Annotated in this window: 12 protein-coding genes (1 of these 12 only partly in view); 7 read left to right on the forward strand and 5 right to left on the reverse strand. The window is 63.8% G+C overall.

All coding sequences use genetic code 11. From position 1 onward, the window contains the following. Positions 1–20: 20 nt before the first annotated feature. Positions 21–407, reverse strand: coding sequence for a hypothetical protein (locus tag ACSBM8_RS13785; protein WP_442678582.1), 387 nt, complete (start codon positions 405–407; stop codon positions 21–23). A gap of 358 nt (positions 408–765) precedes the next feature. Between ACSBM8_RS13785 and ACSBM8_RS13790 the strand changes: the two genes are divergently transcribed. From ACSBM8_RS13790 to ACSBM8_RS13805, 4 genes are all read left to right on the forward strand, one after another. Then, complete coding sequence (locus tag ACSBM8_RS13790) at positions 766–1,083, forward strand: hypothetical protein (RefSeq protein WP_442678583.1); 318 nt, start codon at positions 766–768, stop codon at positions 1,081–1,083. Positions 1,084–1,220: 137 nt separating this feature from the next. Next, positions 1,221–2,465: a hypothetical protein gene (locus ACSBM8_RS13795; RefSeq protein WP_442678584.1), complete on the forward strand. Its 1,245-nt coding sequence runs from the start codon at positions 1,221–1,223 to the stop codon at positions 2,463–2,465. Between the two features lie 69 nt (positions 2,466–2,534). After that, positions 2,535–3,734 carry an FAD-dependent oxidoreductase gene (locus ACSBM8_RS13800; RefSeq protein ID WP_442678585.1) on the forward strand — a complete coding sequence of 400 codons (1,200 nt, stop codon included), beginning with the start codon at positions 2,535–2,537 and terminating at the stop codon, positions 3,732–3,734. 91 nt (positions 3,735–3,825) lie between these two features. Continuing rightward, a complete protein-coding gene (locus ACSBM8_RS13805; protein ID WP_442678586.1) occupies positions 3,826–7,659 on the forward strand; it encodes a LamG-like jellyroll fold domain-containing protein in 3,834 nt (1,277 codons plus the stop codon). Here the strand turns inward: ACSBM8_RS13805 and ACSBM8_RS13810 are convergent. The 3 genes from ACSBM8_RS13810 to kduI all read right to left on the reverse strand — a co-directional run bounded on the left by ACSBM8_RS13810 (position 7,612) and on the right by kduI (position 10,551). After that, positions 7,612–8,799 carry a DUF885 family protein gene (locus tag ACSBM8_RS13810; RefSeq protein WP_442678587.1) on the reverse strand — a complete coding sequence of 396 codons (1,188 nt, stop codon included), beginning with the start codon at positions 8,797–8,799 and terminating at the stop codon, positions 7,612–7,614. The genes ACSBM8_RS13805 and ACSBM8_RS13810 overlap by 48 nt on opposite strands. Before the next feature lie 24 nt (positions 8,800–8,823). Continuing rightward, positions 8,824–9,543, reverse strand: a complete 720-nt coding sequence (gene kduD / locus ACSBM8_RS13815) for a 2-dehydro-3-deoxy-D-gluconate 5-dehydrogenase KduD (RefSeq protein WP_442681600.1) — start codon at positions 9,541–9,543, stop codon at positions 8,824–8,826. Positions 9,544–9,711: 168 nt separating this feature from the next. Then, positions 9,712–10,551 carry a 5-dehydro-4-deoxy-D-glucuronate isomerase gene (gene kduI, locus ACSBM8_RS13820; RefSeq protein ID WP_442678588.1) on the reverse strand — a complete coding sequence of 280 codons (840 nt, stop codon included), beginning with the start codon at positions 10,549–10,551 and terminating at the stop codon, positions 9,712–9,714. 456 nt (positions 10,552–11,007) lie between these two features. Here kduI and ACSBM8_RS13825 point away from each other — a divergent pair, with 456 nt between their 5' ends. The 3 genes from ACSBM8_RS13825 (at position 11,008) to ACSBM8_RS13835 (ending at position 15,996) form a co-directional block, all read left to right on the forward strand. After that, on the forward strand, positions 11,008–13,830 hold the full coding sequence (locus ACSBM8_RS13825) for a TonB-dependent receptor (RefSeq protein WP_442678589.1): 2,823 nt from the start codon (positions 11,008–11,010) through the stop codon (positions 13,828–13,830). Between the two features lie 151 nt (positions 13,831–13,981). Continuing rightward, complete coding sequence (locus ACSBM8_RS13830; protein WP_442678590.1) at positions 13,982–14,887, forward strand: alpha/beta hydrolase; 906 nt, start codon at positions 13,982–13,984, stop codon at positions 14,885–14,887. Further along, the gene (locus ACSBM8_RS13835; protein WP_442678591.1) at positions 14,884–15,996 is read left to right on the forward strand and encodes a pectinesterase family protein; all 1,113 of its coding nucleotides are present in this window, start codon (positions 14,884–14,886) and stop codon (positions 15,994–15,996) included. Before ACSBM8_RS13830 ends, ACSBM8_RS13835 begins: the two co-directional genes overlap by 4 nt. Before the next feature lie 77 nt (positions 15,997–16,073). Here ACSBM8_RS13835 and ACSBM8_RS13840 read toward each other — a convergent pair whose 3' ends face one another. Next, a protein-coding gene (locus ACSBM8_RS13840; protein ID WP_442678592.1) for a hypothetical protein crosses the window boundary here: on the reverse strand, positions 16,074–16,709 show its 3' portion. It continues 60 nt past the right edge of the window; the window shows 636 of its 696 coding nt (coding positions 61–696); the start codon falls outside the window, past its right edge; it ends in the stop codon at positions 16,074–16,076.

The raw sequence follows: 16,709 nt of genomic DNA on the forward strand, positions 1-16,709 counted from the left end.
ATGCGTTTGCAGCGCTGCTGTCAGCGATCCGCTGAGGGCGGTTCGCCCGGCACCAGCTGCACATCGAACGCAAACCATGTATCGGAATCATGGTCGAATAATTGCACGACCTGGCCGGTGACATGGGCGACATAGAAGCTGGCCGAGCCACGATCATAGCCGCGGGCTGTCGTGCCATCGATCTCCATGGAAACGTAGACGCGGTCGCGTTCATCGAACAGTTCGGGAAGGGTGCCGCCGAACTTCGCGTTGCGTTCCCCATCCAGCGCCTGCAGCCAATTATCACGGCATTCGGCGGCGATCCGCAAATGCCGGCCGACGGCGTGATCGTAGATACCGGCAACCTTTTTACCGGTGATCACCGCATAGACGCCGGCGGCAACGGTAGCGCGGAGATGTGACTGCATGCGCCCCTGTCGCACCCCGCGACGGTGCAGAGCAAGGATGTTGGCTCCCCAAACTCAGGAAAATTTGTTGGCCCGCGGTTCCCGGCTACCCAACCGCTCCGCACGACGCCACCGATGGCATCCCATCAGGAAGAATCTCAATATCAAAGCCTTATCACGACCGCGGCGGATGTGGCCGGCCTTGCGCTTTCCAGGCGGCGTTGCAGCCCTGAACGCGGGCTGCATTGGCCGTTTTCGCGCTATTCAGCGGACTCGCCCTAGCCCAGCCTCGCGACAGGGGTAGCTGGAGCATGACATGAAACATCTGTTTTTAGCATCGACATCGGCTTTGTTGCTTGCAGGCTGCGCGGGAGCGCAGATGCCCCCACCCCCGCCCCCCGGCGCCTATGCGCCGCCACAATGGGACCGTGAGGCATTCTGGCGCGGCGCGCCTCCGGGGCCATTGGAGCGCATCCAGTTCCTGCAGCAGCGGATCGATCGCGGCTATTCCGACGGCAGTCTTGATCGCCGGGAAGCGCAGCATGCCAGCCGTGAGCTTAACGGCATTCGGCAGTGGATCCGAAACATGCATTGGGAGGATGGCGGGAGGTTGACGCCCGATCAACGCGCACGCGTGCAGGAGCGGCTCGATCGGCTGAGCAGCGAGATACGCTGGATGCGCCATAACGGCTGGTAGGATGTACCATACGGGGCAGGTGCGCTCGCACCCTGCCCCGGACGTCATCCCGCAATTCTGTTCGAGGCACCGGCATCGTTCGGATCGAGATCCATATGCCGATGCGGTCTGCATCATCAGCGAAAGGAACATCGCAGATGAAACGCTTTGCGCTTTTGGCAGCATTGAGCCTGGGGAGCACCAGCATGATCGCGCCCCAACCCGCTTTTGCCCAACTCTCGATCAATGTCAGTGTCGGCATCGCCCCACCGCCTTTGCCGATCTATGAGCAGCCGCCCATTCCGGGGCCCGATTATATCTGGGCGCCCGGCTATTGGGCGTGGGACGACGATGTGCAGGACTATTTCTGGGTCCCCGGAACCTGGGTGCTGGCGCCCCGCCCCGGCCTGTTATGGACGCCGCCCTGGTGGGGCTGGCAAGATGGGGTCTATGCCTTCCATACCGGCTATTGGGGGCCGCATGTCGGCTTCTACGGCGGCGTGGTCTATGGCTTCGGCTATACCGGCGTCGGGTTCGAAGGCGCGCGCTGGGTCGGCGGACATGTCTCCTACAACAGCGCCGTCACCAACATCCACAATGTCCATATCACCAATGTCTATAACAAGACGGTGATCATCAACCGGACGGTCAACAATATCAGCTATAATGGCGGCCCGGGCGGCGTGCAGGCACGCCCTTCACCGACCCAACTCGCCGTCATGCACGAACCGCATATTCCGCCGCTGCCGGTACAGACGCAGCATTTCCAGGCGGCACGCAGCAACCGGCAATTATTCGTCGCGGCCAACCATGGCCGACCGCCGGTTGCCGCAACGATGAAGCCCGCTCAATTCCATGGCCCGGGCGTCGTCGCCGCGGCACGGACGGTAAGCTATCGCCCACCGGCTGGCCTGCCGTCCTCGCGCCAACCAGGACACAATCCCCAAATCGGGGCCTCGATGGTCGCCGCCCATGCCGGCCAGAGACAGGCGCCCGGCCAGCCCTATCCGCATGGAAACCCCGCCGCGTCGCAGGCCCAGGCCCGGGCCTGGGGCGCGTCCTCAACGCCCTATGCAGCGCATAATGCGGCGGTCATGGCCCGGCAGTCGGGCACCGCCCAGGCCCACTATGCCCGCGGGACTACGGACGATGGGTGGGGCAGGCCCCCGGCCTATGGCTATCCGCCCCATGGCGGCGGCTCGCCCGGCCGTCCCTATACCGGCGGCGGCCATCCCTACGATCCCTATGCGGCCCATGCGGGCGGTGGATATCCGCCGCAATACCGGCCCGCGGTGGCGCACGGCGCGCCACCGCAACCGCATTATGCCGCGGCGCCACACCCGCATCCGGCGCCTGCACGGCCGGCCCCGCACCCGCAACCGCATAGGGAGGAGCATCGATAGGAAGGCGCGCGTCGTCCCGCCTCGGCCAGGTCGGTTTACGAGGCGGGCGACGGCGCGTTAAGGCGCGACATGATCCCTATCGACATCGCAATAGCCGGTTGCGGACCGGCCGGGTTGGCAGCGGCGTTGCTGCTGGCACGGGATGGCCATCGCGTTACAATCTTCGAACGATTTGAAACGCCGCAACCGGTGGGCTCGGGGCTGATGCTGCAGCCGACCGGCCTGGCCGTTCTGCATAGATTGGAGCTGGGCCATGCGCTGATCGCACGCGGTGCGCCGATTGCCCATCTGTTTGGCCAGAATGCCCGTCAGAGGACCGTCCTCGACGTTCACTATGCCGCGCTCCGCCGTGACGGCGCCTTTGGGGTCGGCATCCATCGGGCCACCTTGTTCGACGTGCTCCACGCGGCGGCCATCGCCGCAGAAATACCAATCGAAACGGGCAAATCGCTGTGTGCGACCGAGCTCCATGGCAGCAAGCGATGGCTGCGGTTCGACGATGATAGCCGGTCAGGCCCTTTCGATCTGGTGGTCGATGCGCTCGGCACGCGCACGCCGCTGGCGCCACCGACCGGGCGCTCGCTGGCTTATGGTGCCCTATGGGCCAGCCTGGACTGTCCGCCCGAACTTGGCTTTCGACGCGACGCGCTGGAACAGCGTTACCGCCGCGCCAGCGTCATGGCCGGGGTTTTGCCGATCGGGACTCCCCCCTTGGCGAACGGCCCTCAGATCGCGTTCTTCTGGTCCTTGCGGGCCGATCGGCGCGGCCAGTGGCAATCAGCGGGGCTGGACGCCTGGAAACGGGAGGTAAGCACCCTGTGGCCGGCCACGGCGCCCTTGCTCGACCAGATCGATACGCCGGATCGTCTGACCTTCGCCGCTTATGCGCATCGAACGCTGCCCCGCCCGGCTGAGGCGGCGATGATCCATATCGGCGATGCGTGGCATTCGGCCAGCCCCCAGCTTGGCCAGGGCGCCAATATGGCTTTGCTCGACGCCTACGCCCTGTCGCAAGGCTTGCGCGCGGAACAAGATGTCGGCGACGCGCTCGCCCATGCCGTGGCGCTGCGCCGGCGCCATGTGCTTCTATACCAGGGCATGAGCAGTCTGTTCACGCCGGTCTATCAGTCCGACAGCCACTTGATCCCCTTCATTCGCGACACGATCGTCGGCCCCCTCTCCAAAATCTGGCCAGCGACATGGATTCAGGCGGCCATGGTCAGCGGACTGATCGGCAATCCGCTCAGCCCGCTGGGTCTCGGCCGATAGCGGCATCGCCAAGTCGCAATGCGGATGCCAATTGTGCGGCAGCACCGGGTTTGATACCGGTGTCATGATAAGAGAGATGGCGGAGAGTGCCTTGACCCGTAGCGCGTTATCGACCGCCGCCAGCATATCGTTGATCTTGGGCATTGCTGCTCCGTCGGCCGCCGCAGCAGCCCCGGGTGGGGACGGATTGCTCTTCTCCGCCACCGCAGATCATGGGTTCGACGCCGATGTCGCGGGGGGCGACAAACACCCCAACTTCCTCAACCATGTCGAGCGGACGTCGGATGGCCGCAGTGGCAGCGCTTTTCGCTGGCAGGATGATGGTGTCCTGTCCTGGAACGCGCCGGGCAATATCTATGGCAAGCGGGGTACGCTTGCCTTTTTCTGGCGCGCCCGAACGCCGGTAGGCGTCGCGCCGTTCGTCATCTTCCGCGTCGGCTTTGCCGATCACACCAGTTGGGACATGACGTTTCTGCGGATCGACTGGAACGGGCACGGTTTCGATGCCTTCGTCACCGATACGAATCTGGCGCGCGTGCGGGTTTCCTTCACGCTGGATCGCGTGCCCGCCCCCGATGCCTGGCACCATATCGCATTCGGCTGGGACGAAACCGTCGGGGTTCGGCTGTTCGTGGACGGCAAGGAGGTCTCCCGCAAAGATCAGACGGCCGACCTCGATACCGGGCTGGATCAATTCGGTCTCGCCGGGCGCGTCCTGTCGCCGCATCAGGTGCAGAGCCGGTACAATTTCATGCGCGGAAGCGATGTCGATGAGCTCCGTATCTACGATCGACTGCTCTCGGCAGCCGACCTTTCCGCTCTGTCCCGGCTGGCCGAGCCATCCCCAACGCCAAGCGCGTCCGATGCGGCGAAGCGCCAGGCATGGCTGCATCGGTACGGCTGGGACCGGATGTCGCCGCCGCTTTTGCGCACGCCCGTCACGCGCATCCGCAAAGTCGAGTTCGTCGTCGCCCGCGACATGAAGGAGGAGATGCGCAAGGGCATAGACGGGATCGACGAAACCACCTGGCCGGGCGTGTACAACCGCTCGCGGCTGCCGGGCCGCAACGACTATTTCGAGCTGCCGGACTGGAATGTCTATGTCGAGGGCGGGAAGGCCTATGACCTGATCGTACCGCCGACCGAGCGCTTCAACCGGATCGAGTTGCGGGGCGCGGCCTATGGGACGCTGAGCTATTCCGCGGACGGAAAATCCTACGCGCCGCTGGCGAAGCGGCCGCGTGGTATCGTTCGGTCGCTGGACGAATTCGTGCCGCGTACCGGCGGGGCATTACGCTTCACCAATGTCGCGCAGGAAACGCCGATCCAGGAAATCTGGGCCTATGATGTCGGCCCTGGGACGGAGCCGGACGGCACGTTCAAGCTGGATTACACCGTCCGTGCCGATGCCGCGCCTGACCGTCCCAGCCTGGCCGGGCTGGTTCAGTTCATTGACGGCCGTTATCCGCCGGACGAGCGGGCGGCGGTGCTCGCTTTGCCCACCAGCGGCAGCAAGACCGCCGCCGGAGCAGGGGATGCCGCCGGCACCGCGACCCGCGTCAAACAGGCGCACGCCGCGCCGATCGTCCATGTCCTGATCCCGTCCGGTTTCGGCGATGCGCTGCCGGCACGTGCGCCCGCCCGCGCCTGGAACTATGGTTGGGAAAATGTGCATGACGGGCTGGACGGTGTCGCGATCGACATCCCGCCGATGGACGTCACGCCCGGCAAGGATGGACTGATCCCGCTCGACATTCGCATCAAGGATCCGATCTGGCCGGCGCGCGATATGATCGACGTCCAGGTTTCCGTGCGGCCCAGGGAGGCACGCACCGTCTGGCTGGATCTGCGCGACCGGATTCTGACCGACGCCCCCCTTTACCTCAGCATCGCCTCCGCCTCGGCCGATTTCGGGGCTGAGGCGATTGACGGCATGAAGCTGCGTCTCGTCTTCAAGGATCGTGACGCCGCCAAGGTCGAGCATATCGCCGACCGCTTCAATCAGGTGAAAGACAATTGGGGATTCCTGGTCGAGGAGCATACCGCCTCGAAGCGCGAGGCGCTATACGCCCGGCTCCATGCCGACATCACCGATCTGCTGCGCGTCGATCCTGACAATCTGCAGGGGCGTCTCTACTGGCAGGATATCAGCTACAATGCCCAGTCCGCGCCAAAAATGCCGGAGCCGGCCAGGCCGGCCGGCGTGCCGTCCTGGGCCTTCCGCCAGCTCGAGGATCTCAAGCTGGTGCGCCAGTTCGTCGATTGGTGGATCGACAATCGCCAGGTGCCCTATGGCGATTTCGGCGGCGGCATTTCGGACGATGTCGATCTGACCCAGCAATGGCCGGGTCTGGCGCTGATGGGGGTGCAGCCGGACAAGATCAACGCGTCGCTGCGCGCCCTGTCGGAGGCATCCTACAAGAACGGGATGCGGGTGAAGGGCCTCGGCTACATCACCACGGACGAACTCCACGCCTATGAGGAAGGCCTCAACAGCGATGCGGAGCGCCTCTACCTGAACTGGGGCGAACCGCGCTCGATCGAACGGCTGATGGAGACGACCAAGGCGCTGACCGACATCGTCACGATCAATCCGGCCGGACACATGCATTTCTCGTCCAACTGGTACGGGGGGCGGATCGTCTACCGCGAGGGGCCGTGGGAGTGGCAGAAGCCGTACAGCTTCGTCGTCCTGCACGCGCCGATCCTGATGAGCCTGTTCAATGCCAATCCCACCGCACGCAATATGGTGACGGGCGTGATCGATGGCTGGCTGGCGCACGGCAAGCAGGCACCGGACGGAAGCTGGACCTTTCCGAATGAGATCAACTGGCGCACCGATGCGGAGCGTGTGGGCGACGGCGGGGGCGGTTCGACCCCGCTTCAGCCCGCCTGGGCCGCCTGGCGCTTGACCGGTGACCGCAAATATTTGCGCCCGCTGCAAAGCCGTGTGCGATCGGGCGGCGCCGGAATTCTCAACGAGATCAATGAAAACCCGGCATCTTTCGCAGGCGCCGATCCCGCACTCGATCTGGCGATCGCGGCCAAGCCGCCAAAGGGCGATTTCGGATCGTACAGCGTCTGGAACACGACTGGCGATCTGGATCAGCTCGACACGCTGCACGCCGCCGCGATCCAGTCCAAGCTGCGGCATATGTATATGATGACGGAAGGCCATTGGTGGACCGACCGGGTCGAGCAACCCAGCGACATCCTGCAACGCGAACGGCTCGGCGGGATCGCCCTGGCGCGGGGCCAGACCTATCCCGGCCACACGGTCTCGTGGCGGTTCGATCGTGACGAGGATGCGGAACGCGTTGCCTTGTTGGTACCGGGCGCGACCCGCGATCACTTCAAGGTCGTCGCTTATGCGCTGAACGGCGCCCCGGTGGCTGCAACCATGTCGACCTGGAACGTCGCGCCGGGCCGCTGGCACATGACGCGTCAGATCGAGGGCGGGGCCGCCGAAGAGGCCGACCTGGATCTGGAACGCAGTGCATCCACGCGCGTGACCTTCGCGCCGGGCATGACCACGACCTACGACTTCCGCTTGCTGCAAGGGGGCCCCGCTCCGGAGGATCGGCCGGACATTGGGATCGGGACCGACGATGTGCGGGTCACCGGCCGGACGGTCCGCCTGACAATACATAGCCTGGGGGCGACCGACGCGCCGGCCGGCATCGCCACCGTCGAAAACGCCGATGGTCAGATTCTGGTCAGCAAGCCGATCGCGCCGATGGCGGCCCCTCGCGATCTGGTGCCGCGCACGCAGGAGATCAGCATGACGCTGCGCTCGGCTGTGCCGATCGGTGCCCGCGTGCGCATCCGCCTGACCGATGGCATCCGCGAAGTGACGCAGCGCAACAATGTCGTGCCGCTAGAGCCTCGCGAACAGCGCGAGCGGGAAGGCACCATGCGCAAGTAAGGCGTCGTGCAATGGGCGCACGTCCCGGCGCTGTGCGACGGCCCTGGCGCGCAACAGCGAAAAGCCACGCCAGTTCGCCACTTGCCCGGCAAAGCTGGCAGGATCGGAACGCGCCTTGGCAATATCCTTGTCGAACGGTGCGAAAATGACCGGATCGCCCTGCAGGTCATGCAGAAAAGTGTGCGCGCGGTCTGCCGTCCACCCGCGTAGATGGAGGCCGATGTCGATCATCGCGCGTCCCAACCGGAACAGCATCCATTGCAGATAGCCGATCTCGGCGCGGCCATCCTGCGCGAACGCGCCGACATCCGCGGCAAGCGCCTCGGCATAAAAAGCCCATCCCTCCACGAAACCGGATGCTGCCCGCAATCGAAGCGGATGCGGCGCGGCGCGGGCCTGAAGGGGGAGTTGCAGCAAATGCCCGGGCAAGGTTTCATGATGGACAACGCTGGGCAGGGACCAGGCCGGACGGCGCCTTATGTCGTGGAGATCGACGAAATAAGCGCCGGGTGCCGCCCCATCATAAGATGGCACGACGCGATATCCCGCTTTGCCTGCCGCTTCGTCCGGCCCGGTCATCCGGCGGACCGCAACATGATCCACTGCCGGGGGCAGCGTGCCGGCCTGGCGGGAGAGCCATGCGCGCGCGGCGCTGAGCCACCGGTTCATATCGGCGACCGCCCTATCCCGGCCGGCGTCGCTGTCGGCATACAGGTAACGCGGATCGCGGGCGAGTATGCGCAATCGTTCGGCGACCGGGCCCTCCGTCAGGCCCTCGCCCCGTAAAAGCCGGTCGAGCCGCGTCGTGATGGCTTGCACACGGCGCGAACACCAGGCGAAGAGCGCGTCCGGTGTGATATCGACGCCGCCCTGAAAACGGAGCTGAAACGCATAGCGCGCCGCCGGATCGCCCGCTTTGGCGATCGCAAGCTCCAGTTCGGCACCGCGCAGCGCCGCTGCCACGTCCAGCGATAAAGCCGGTGACAGGCCTTGGCGGCTGATCCGGCGCAGCAACGCAAGCCGCTCGCGGCCATCGACCTTGGCTGCGGCATCAAGCTGCGCGGCCGCTGTGGGCACTGGATCGTCAGCGCCGATGCAGAAGAGCGCGCTCCCCGCGAGAAAGAGGCGTCGATCGATCATCGCGCCTCTCCCCTCAGTCGCTGCTCATCGCGCCAACCAGCCGCCGTCGACAGCGAGGATATGGCCGGTGACGTAATCGGCGGCGGAGGATGCCAGAAACACCGCCGCACCGCCGAGATCGCTGGGATCGCCCCAGCGTCCGGCAGGGATGCGGTCCAGGATCGCTGTGTTGCGGACGTCATCCGCCTGCAGCGCGGCGGTATTGTTGGTCGCGATATAGCCCGGCGCGATGGCGTTCACCTGCACGCCTTTGCCCGCCCATTCGTTGGCAAGCGCCTTGGTGATGCCGCCGACACCCGACTTGGACGCGGCATAGCTCGGCACGCGGATGCCACCCTGGAAGGTCAGCATCGAGGCGATGTTGATGATCTTGCCTCGGCCCTGCCCGATCATGTGCCGTCCCGCCGCCTGACACAGGAAGAAGACCGATTTCAGATTGGTGTCGATCACCGCATCCCAGTCGGCCTCGCTGAAGTCGACCGCATCGGCGCGCCGGATGATGCCGGCATTGTTGACGAGGATGTCGAGCCGGCCGAGCTTCGCGATCGTCTCATCGACGACGCGCTGGACCGGTTCGAGCGTGGAGAGATCGGCGGAGATGACCTCTGCTTTGCGTCCAAACCGTCGCGCCTGCTCGACTGTCTCCTCAGCCGGCGTACGCCCGACGCAGGCAATATCCGCACCCGCCTGCGCCAGCGCCAGCGCGATCGCCTGGCCGATGCCGGTATTGGCACCGGTGATCATCGCCACCTTGCCGGTCAGATCGAAAGGATTCTCGCTCACATTCTCTCCTATCCGTTCGTGTCGAGTGGGGTTCGAGCGCGTCGAGAACCCGTATCGAGACATTCCCGGATCCCTCGATACGCCGTCTCGACACGCTCGACGCTACTCGGGACGAACGGTTTTTTAGGCCTAAGCCAGCTGGCAGATATCCAGCACGTTCATGTCGGTATAATCCTGGTTCTCGCCGGCCATCGCCCAGATGAAGGCATAGGCCTTGGTGCCCGAGCCCATATGGATCGACCAGGGCGGCGAAATCACCGCTTCTTCATTGGCCATCACGATATGCCGCATCGCTTCGCCCTCGCCCATATAGTGGAAAACGCGGTCGTTGGGGCCGTCGAGCTCGAAGTAGAAATAGATCTCGCTGCGGCGCTCATGGATGTGCGGCGGCATCGTGTTCCAGACGCTGCCTTCCTTGAGCACGGTCAGCCCCATGACCAGCTGGGCGCTGTCGCAGATGCCGGGGATCACCAGCTGGAAGATGGTGCGCTCGTTGGATTCGGCGAGGCTGCCGCGCCCCAGCGCATTGGCATCCGCGATCGACAGCTTGCGCGTCTGGAAGCCCTTATGCGCCGGGCAGGAGGCGAGGTAGAAACGCGCGCCGGCGCCGGAGAATTGCACGTCCTTCGCGCCCATCGTGACGTAGAGGCAATCCTTGTTGCCCAGCGGGAAGCTCTCGCCATCGACCGTGACGACGCCCTCCACCTGGCCAACATTGACCACCGCCAGCTCGCGCCGCTCCAGGAAGGGATGACCCGCAGCCGACGGCGGCTCGGTCTGATCGGGCAGCTTCACGCTGCCCGCCCCCACCGCCACGCCGCCGATCACGAAGCGATCGGCATGCGTGTAATTCAGCACGCATTCGCCCTCGCGGAACAGGCCGGAAATCAGATAGCGGTCGCGCAATTCCTCATTGGCAACGCACTCCATCATATCCGGATGGGTCGCGTAATAGGTCTTCTCGTACATAAGTAGCACCTCTCGGGCCATCGGTAACCGGTGTCAAATAATTGCGCAAGATCGGTAATCTCAAGGATCATCGACGCCCAGGGCGCTACCGGCCAGCGCGTTCCCCAGACGTGCGGCCGACTGGTTACCACGAGCAGTTGCCATGCTGCGCTTATTCGGCACTTTCGGGCAGGAATCGGAGCCAGCTCGATTTCGGGCGTCCCTCTCTGCCGCGCGAACGCCCTCTGCTGCTCGGTCATTGAGGATCTTGAGCCTCAAGCAATTTCGACCGTCGCACGACTTGACACATGTTAGCGAACCGCGCAGAAATGACACCGGTTACCTAAAAAGGAACCGGTTCCGTCAGGGAATACGGCAGGGGGATCGGGCAAATCCTCTCCCGCGATCCCCTGTCAGAAGCCACCGGCCAGCGTCACGCGACACCGGTGAGAATATGACCATGGAGGGGTTGGAAGAATGGTTGGTCAGATTACGCGCGTCGCAAAGTTCAAGCTCGCTCTGGTGGGCAGCTCCTTTCTGCTTTGGCCATCGATCGCCGCGGCTGCCGCGGCCCAGACCGAACCGCCTGCCGGCCCCGTCGAGCTTGCCTCTGCTGCCACCGCCGTAACAACCGCCGCTGTGGCTGCTCCGGGCATGGGCGCCACGGCGCAGGATGGCGCAGCCGGGACCTCGACCGACGCGGCCGATCCAGCAGAGATCATCGTTACCGGCTTCCGGTCCAGCCTGCGCGCCGCGCTCGATCTCAAGCGCAATACCGTGAACCTCACGGAATCGGTCTTGGCCGAGGATATGGCGAAGATGCCGGACCTCAATCTTTCCGAGTCGATCCAGCGCGTTCCCGGCGTTGCGATCAGCCGCGAAGGTGGCGAAGGTCGCAACATCACGTTGCGCGGCTTCGCGCCGGATTTCACCCGCACCACACTCAATGGAATGGAGGTGCCCGCCAGCACGGACGGGCTGGATTCGGGCGGTTTCACGGTGAACTCCAGCCGCGGCTTCGACTTCAACGTGTTCGCGTCCGAGCTGTTCAACCGCATCGACGTCCAGAAGACGCAGCGGGCGTCCGTCGAGGAAGGCGGAATCGCCGGTTCGATCGATCTATATTCCGGTCGCCCGTTCGATCGACCGGGGCTTCATCTGGTGGCGTCCGGCCAGGGCAGCTATAATAGCGTCACGCGCAAGGTGGATCCGCGCGCTGCCTTCCTGTTCAGCGACACATTTGCGGACGACAAGCTCGGCATTCTGCTGTCGGCCGCTTATTCCAAGCGCACCGTCTATCAGGAGGGTCGCTCCAGCGTCCTGTGGACCAGTCCCTTCATCAACGGCGATTCCTGGGCGGACACCAACCCCAAGGTGACCGGTACGCCCCAGGCCTGTGGCGCTGCGAACCCGCTGGATTGCCTGTGGGCCCCGCGCCTGCCCCGTGCGGACTTTTTCGGCAATAATCAGAAGCGGCTGGGCCTGTCGGGCGCCTTGCAATTCCGTCCCGACGATCGACTGACCCTGACCGCAAGCGCGCTATTCTCGCGGCTGGATAATGATCGGAACAATTACAACTCGATGGAATGGCTGCTGACGCATGGACCGGCCGGCAATTTCGTCGGCCAGACACCCTTATCCTTTACCGTTTCGCCCAACGGCAAGGAGCTGATCGCGGCCAGCTTCAACGATGTCACGTCCTGGTATGAAAATCGGCGGCAATCCTCGCGCTCGACGTTCCAGCAATATGTCGGGAACGTCGATTATAAGATTACCGATCAACTCTCCTTTGCCGGCCTGATCGGCAAGGCGCGGGATTCGGCGAACCGCGACGAGTTGCGCTTCTATGCCCGGTCGATCCCGCACCCATATTCCTATGATTACAGCGCCAGCCGGGATGAGCCACAGGTCAATTTCGGTAGCTATGACCCCAATGATGCCGATAATTATGTCGATGCGCTCACCTCGGCGAACCGGCTGAACTCGATCCTGAAGGACAATTTCACCGCCAAGGGCGATCTGACCTTCCGCGAGGGCAACCTTATCGTGAAAGCCGGTGCGGTCTTTAACCGCCGTCTGGTACGTTATGGGGAGGCGGCAGGCACCAATCCCACGCTCACCGGCATATCGGCCTATATGAAGCCCTTCCCGATCCCGCATTTCGGATCGGGCGTGATCGACGGCGGCCTGCCGACCTTCGCGGTGATCGATTTCGATGCGATCGACAAGGCGGGCCTCATTCCCAACCAATATGTCGATAATATTGGTGCCGACTGGCAGGTGATCGAGCGGACCAAGGGCGGCTATATCGAACTGAATAACAGCTTCCCGCTGGGGACGATGACGCTGCGGCTGAACGCCGGCGCGCGTTATGTCGGCACGACGGTAAGCTCCAGCGCGACCCTCGCCAATTCTCCCGTCAGAGTGAAGCACGACTATAATAATTTCCTGCCGTCCGCGAACGCCGTGCTGGAATTCACGCCCGACGTGCTGGTCAGGGCGGCCTATGGCCGATCGTTGACGCGGCCGTCGCTCAGCGCCTTGAACATTGCCGGGCCTGTCTTCGGCTATGACACAAGAACGGTCAGCAACCTCGGCAATCCGTTTCTCAAACCCTATCTGTCGAATGATTATGATCTGAATTTCGAGTGGTATTTTGCCAAAGGCGGACTGCTCAGCGCGGGCGTTTTCTACAAGGACATCATCAGTTCTCTCACCACCAGCATCGTTACCCAGAAGGTGCCGGAGCAATATTGGGCGGCCATCTATGCCGACCCGCGTTATAACGCAGCCTATCAGGCCGATCCCGCGACCGTTCCCTACACCTTTACCACCGCGGTCAATACGCCCGATGGCAATCGCGTGAAGGGCGTCGAACTGACCGCCAACGTGCCCTTCTCGATCATCAGCGATCGATTGTCGGCGGTGGGTATCGCGTCGAACTACACCTACGTCCACGCGCGTGACACGACCGGCCTTTCGCCCAATTCCTACAATCTGACGGTCTATTACGACACCGGCAGCTGCGGCATCCGCGCCTCGCTCAACCATCGCGACAGCTATTTGATCAGTATCCCGGGCGGGAACGGCAATGCCGCGGCGCGCAAGTCCGGCTCCACGCAGGTCGACGTATCCGCTTACTGGAATTTGACCAAGCGCCTGACGCTCAATCTGCAGGGCATCAACGTCAACAATCAGCGCGAACGTTATTACGACACGGGCGACGGTACCCAGTTCCTGACCCGCGAATATACGGGCACCGGCCGGACCATACTCGCCGGCATCCGCTATCAGTTCTAAAGTAGGATCGGGATCGACGGAACCTCGCCAAGAGGCTTCTTCGATCCCGCCTGCCGATGGCCAGCATCGATCGATCGGAACGGATGTGCCGAATAGCTCCATGACGTGGATTGCGTTTGCGGTCCCACTGCTCCTTTGCCCCACGGCAAGCTTGGCCGCGACCCATCCGGTTGACGATAGCTACACGATCGCCCGACGTTTTGATGGCTACCGGCAGGAATATCCGGGGATTTCCTGGCCTGCAGTGGCCCCCCGCACCGGCCAGATCATCGCTTTCGACCTCGCCTATAAAAGCATCGGCGATCGCGATCTGCACATCGACGTCTTCGCCCCGCCGCCGCAGCGCAGACGCAATCAGGGACTGCTGCTGGTGCACGGGGGGGCGTGGCGATCGGGGAGCAAGGCGCATTTCTATGCGCTCGCCAACCTGCTGAGCCAGCGCGGCTATACCGTATTACTGCCCGAATATCGGCTGGCACCCGAGGCCCCCTATCCCGCCGGTATGGAGGACATTCGCGATGCGCTCGCATGGGCGCAGGATCATGCTGCGACCTATCATCTGACGGCGGATCATATTGCCGTTGGCGGCGCCTCATCGGGCGGGCAAATGGCCGCGCTGCTCGCTTATCGCGGCACGCCGGATCGCGACCCTCAGCCCAACGCGCTGATCGACTTGGACGGCGTCCTCGATGCCACCAGTCCGCTGGCACTGCAGTATGAGAATGCCGCAGGCCCGGAGTCTCCGCTCGCGCGGTGGCTGGGCGGGTCTTTCGAACAAATGCCGGCAAGGTGGCGCGAGGCGAGTGCCGCGCTGCATGTCGGGCCCGGCGCACCGCCGACGTTGATCGTCAGCAGCGGCACGCCGCGCTTTACCGCGGGCCGCGAGCACGTCCTGTCCGTCCTTCAACGCAATGGCATCAAGAACCGCGTCTACACATACGCCCGGGCACCGCATGATTTCTGGCTGTTCCAGCCCTTCCTGAGCGTGGCGGTCGACCAGATCGACACATTCCTGCGCGCGATCGACGCCGATCAGGCAGAAAGGACCAGAAAATGAGCATCCGCCGCCTTGCTGCGCAGCTCGCGCTCGTATCCTTGCTGCTGGCGGCGTCCGGCGCGGCGCGCGCGCTGACCTTGCGCGTGCAGCCCGATTGCGGCGAAACGCATCGCTGCTTCAGCTCGATCAAGGCGGCGCTCGACCAGGCCAATGCGGATCGCAACACGCGCTGGATCACGATCAAGGTCGCACCCGCGACCTACCGGGAGAAGCTTACCATCACGCGCAACAAGCTGCGCCTGATCGGCAGCGGCGCGGACCGGACCAAGCTTCATTTCAACGCGGTGGCCCAGACCGCGAAAGCCTATCATCGTAATGGCTGGGGCACGCCCGGCTCCGCCACATTGACGATCAACGCCAGCGACGTGGTCCTGGCCGGAATGACCGTCGAGAATGACTATGATTACCTTGCCAACGACCGCCTGGCCGACACCGACCCCGCCAAGATCGGCAATCCGCAGGCGGTCGCCCTGTTGCTGGATGTCGACAGCGATCGCGTCAGCGTGCGCGACAGCGCCTTGATCGGTTTTCAGGACACATTGTTCGCCAATGGCAAACGCGCCCACATCACGGATAGCCTGATCGCCGGCAATATCGACTTCATCTTCGGGAACGGCATGGTGCTGATCGAACGATCGGAGATCCGCTCGCGCGTTCGGGCCGCCGCGATGCCACGTGGCGAGTTACAGTCGTTCGTCGCCGCACCGTCCACGCTGCTCGATCAGCGCATCGGGATCGTCTTCTATCAGGCGCGCCTAACGCGCGAAGCCGGCGTACCGGACGGTGTCGTCGCGCTCGCGCGGCCATGGCACCCGACCACCCGCTTCGCCGATGGCCGCTATGCCAATCCGCGCGCGGTGGGGCAGGCCTCCTTCATCGATTGCTTCATGGACGCGCATATCGCTCCGGCGCATTGGGCCAGCATGAACGGCACCGCGCGCGATGGCACGATGAAGGACGTCTTCCGCCCGCAGGATTCCCGCTTCTTCGAAATTGGCTCCTATGGGCCTGGCGCCGTACGACGCGATATCGGCATGCCGCGCCAGGGGCTGGATGATATCGCCGGGATCAAGCGCGTCCTGTTCGAAGATTGGCCGAACGAACGCTGAGACGTGATGCACGCGGCGGGATCGTCATCGGCCTGAGGACAGCCAGTGACAGGCTGTGCCCACGCGGCGGCTTAAAATTACATGGGCTTCATGATTGCGGCAACGCCGTCAAACCGGCCGCGCACGCTCACCTGTCTGGCCCCGCATAACGCGGCGTTATATTTCGGACGGCGCCCGGCGGCCCCCGCTATCTCCGCTTCCTTCAGACAAGCGGCTGACAAAGGTGTGGGATGGCCCGCGGCACGAAAATCGAACTCGCCGGCGACGTGGTACCGTTGCGAGAGTATATCCCCCGCAACCTCGGTTATCTTGTCGATATGAACATTGACCGGTGTCGCCTTGGGAGCGGCTGCGAAGAAATCCGGAAAAAGACGCGATTCAAATTCGCCGATGCCGTCGACCGGAGTCAAACGGACGGACCCTGACGTCAGATCCGAACCGCCGGTACCGCCATGCTGCATCAATTCGGACAGCGAGGGCGCAAAGACCATCAGCGACACGCTGGCCTGTTCGGCCGCATCATAGTCCGTTCCGCCCGTTATCTGGATAACGGCGCGGTCGCCCATGGGCATCAAGCCGACGCCGCTGCCATTACCGACATAGCGTATCTCGGCTTCGCGATCGCCCGAGACCTGCGCCCGCACCGACGTATCGCCAACGCGCACCTCCTGGCCTGGGCCATTGGATTGCGGCCATCGATCGTCCGCCTTTTT

Origin of the sequence: Sphingomonas sp. ASY06-1R, from assembly GCF_052180265.1 — a bacterium.
Lineage (GTDB): Bacteria > Pseudomonadota > Alphaproteobacteria > Sphingomonadales > Sphingomonadaceae > Sphingomonas_I.

Bases quoted from the DNA above. Each gene is read 5' to 3' on its own strand.
- ACSBM8_RS13835 (WP_442678591.1), top strand. From the start codon at position 14,884: ATGAGCATCCGCCGCCTTGCTGCGCAGCTCGCGCTCGTATCCTTGCTG.
- kduD (WP_442681600.1), bottom strand. From the start codon at position 9,543: ATGATCACCGGTGCCAATACCGGCATCGGCCAGGCGATCGCGCTGGCG.
- ACSBM8_RS13825 (WP_442678589.1), top strand. From the start codon at position 11,008: ATGGTTGGTCAGATTACGCGCGTCGCAAAGTTCAAGCTCGCTCTGGTG.
- ACSBM8_RS13810 (WP_442678587.1), bottom strand. From the start codon at position 8,799: ATGATCGATCGACGCCTCTTTCTCGCGGGGAGCGCGCTCTTCTGCATC.
- kduI (WP_442678588.1), bottom strand. From the start codon at position 10,551: ATGTACGAGAAGACCTATTACGCGACCCATCCGGATATGATGGAGTGC.
- ACSBM8_RS13795 (WP_442678584.1), top strand. From the start codon at position 1,221: ATGAAACGCTTTGCGCTTTTGGCAGCATTGAGCCTGGGGAGCACCAGC.
- ACSBM8_RS13790 (WP_442678583.1), top strand. From the start codon at position 766: ATGCCCCCACCCCCGCCCCCCGGCGCCTATGCGCCGCCACAATGGGAC.
- ACSBM8_RS13785 (WP_442678582.1), bottom strand. From the start codon at position 407: ATGCAGTCACATCTCCGCGCTACCGTTGCCGCCGGCGTCTATGCGGTG.
- ACSBM8_RS13800 (WP_442678585.1), top strand. From the start codon at position 2,535: ATGATCCCTATCGACATCGCAATAGCCGGTTGCGGACCGGCCGGGTTG.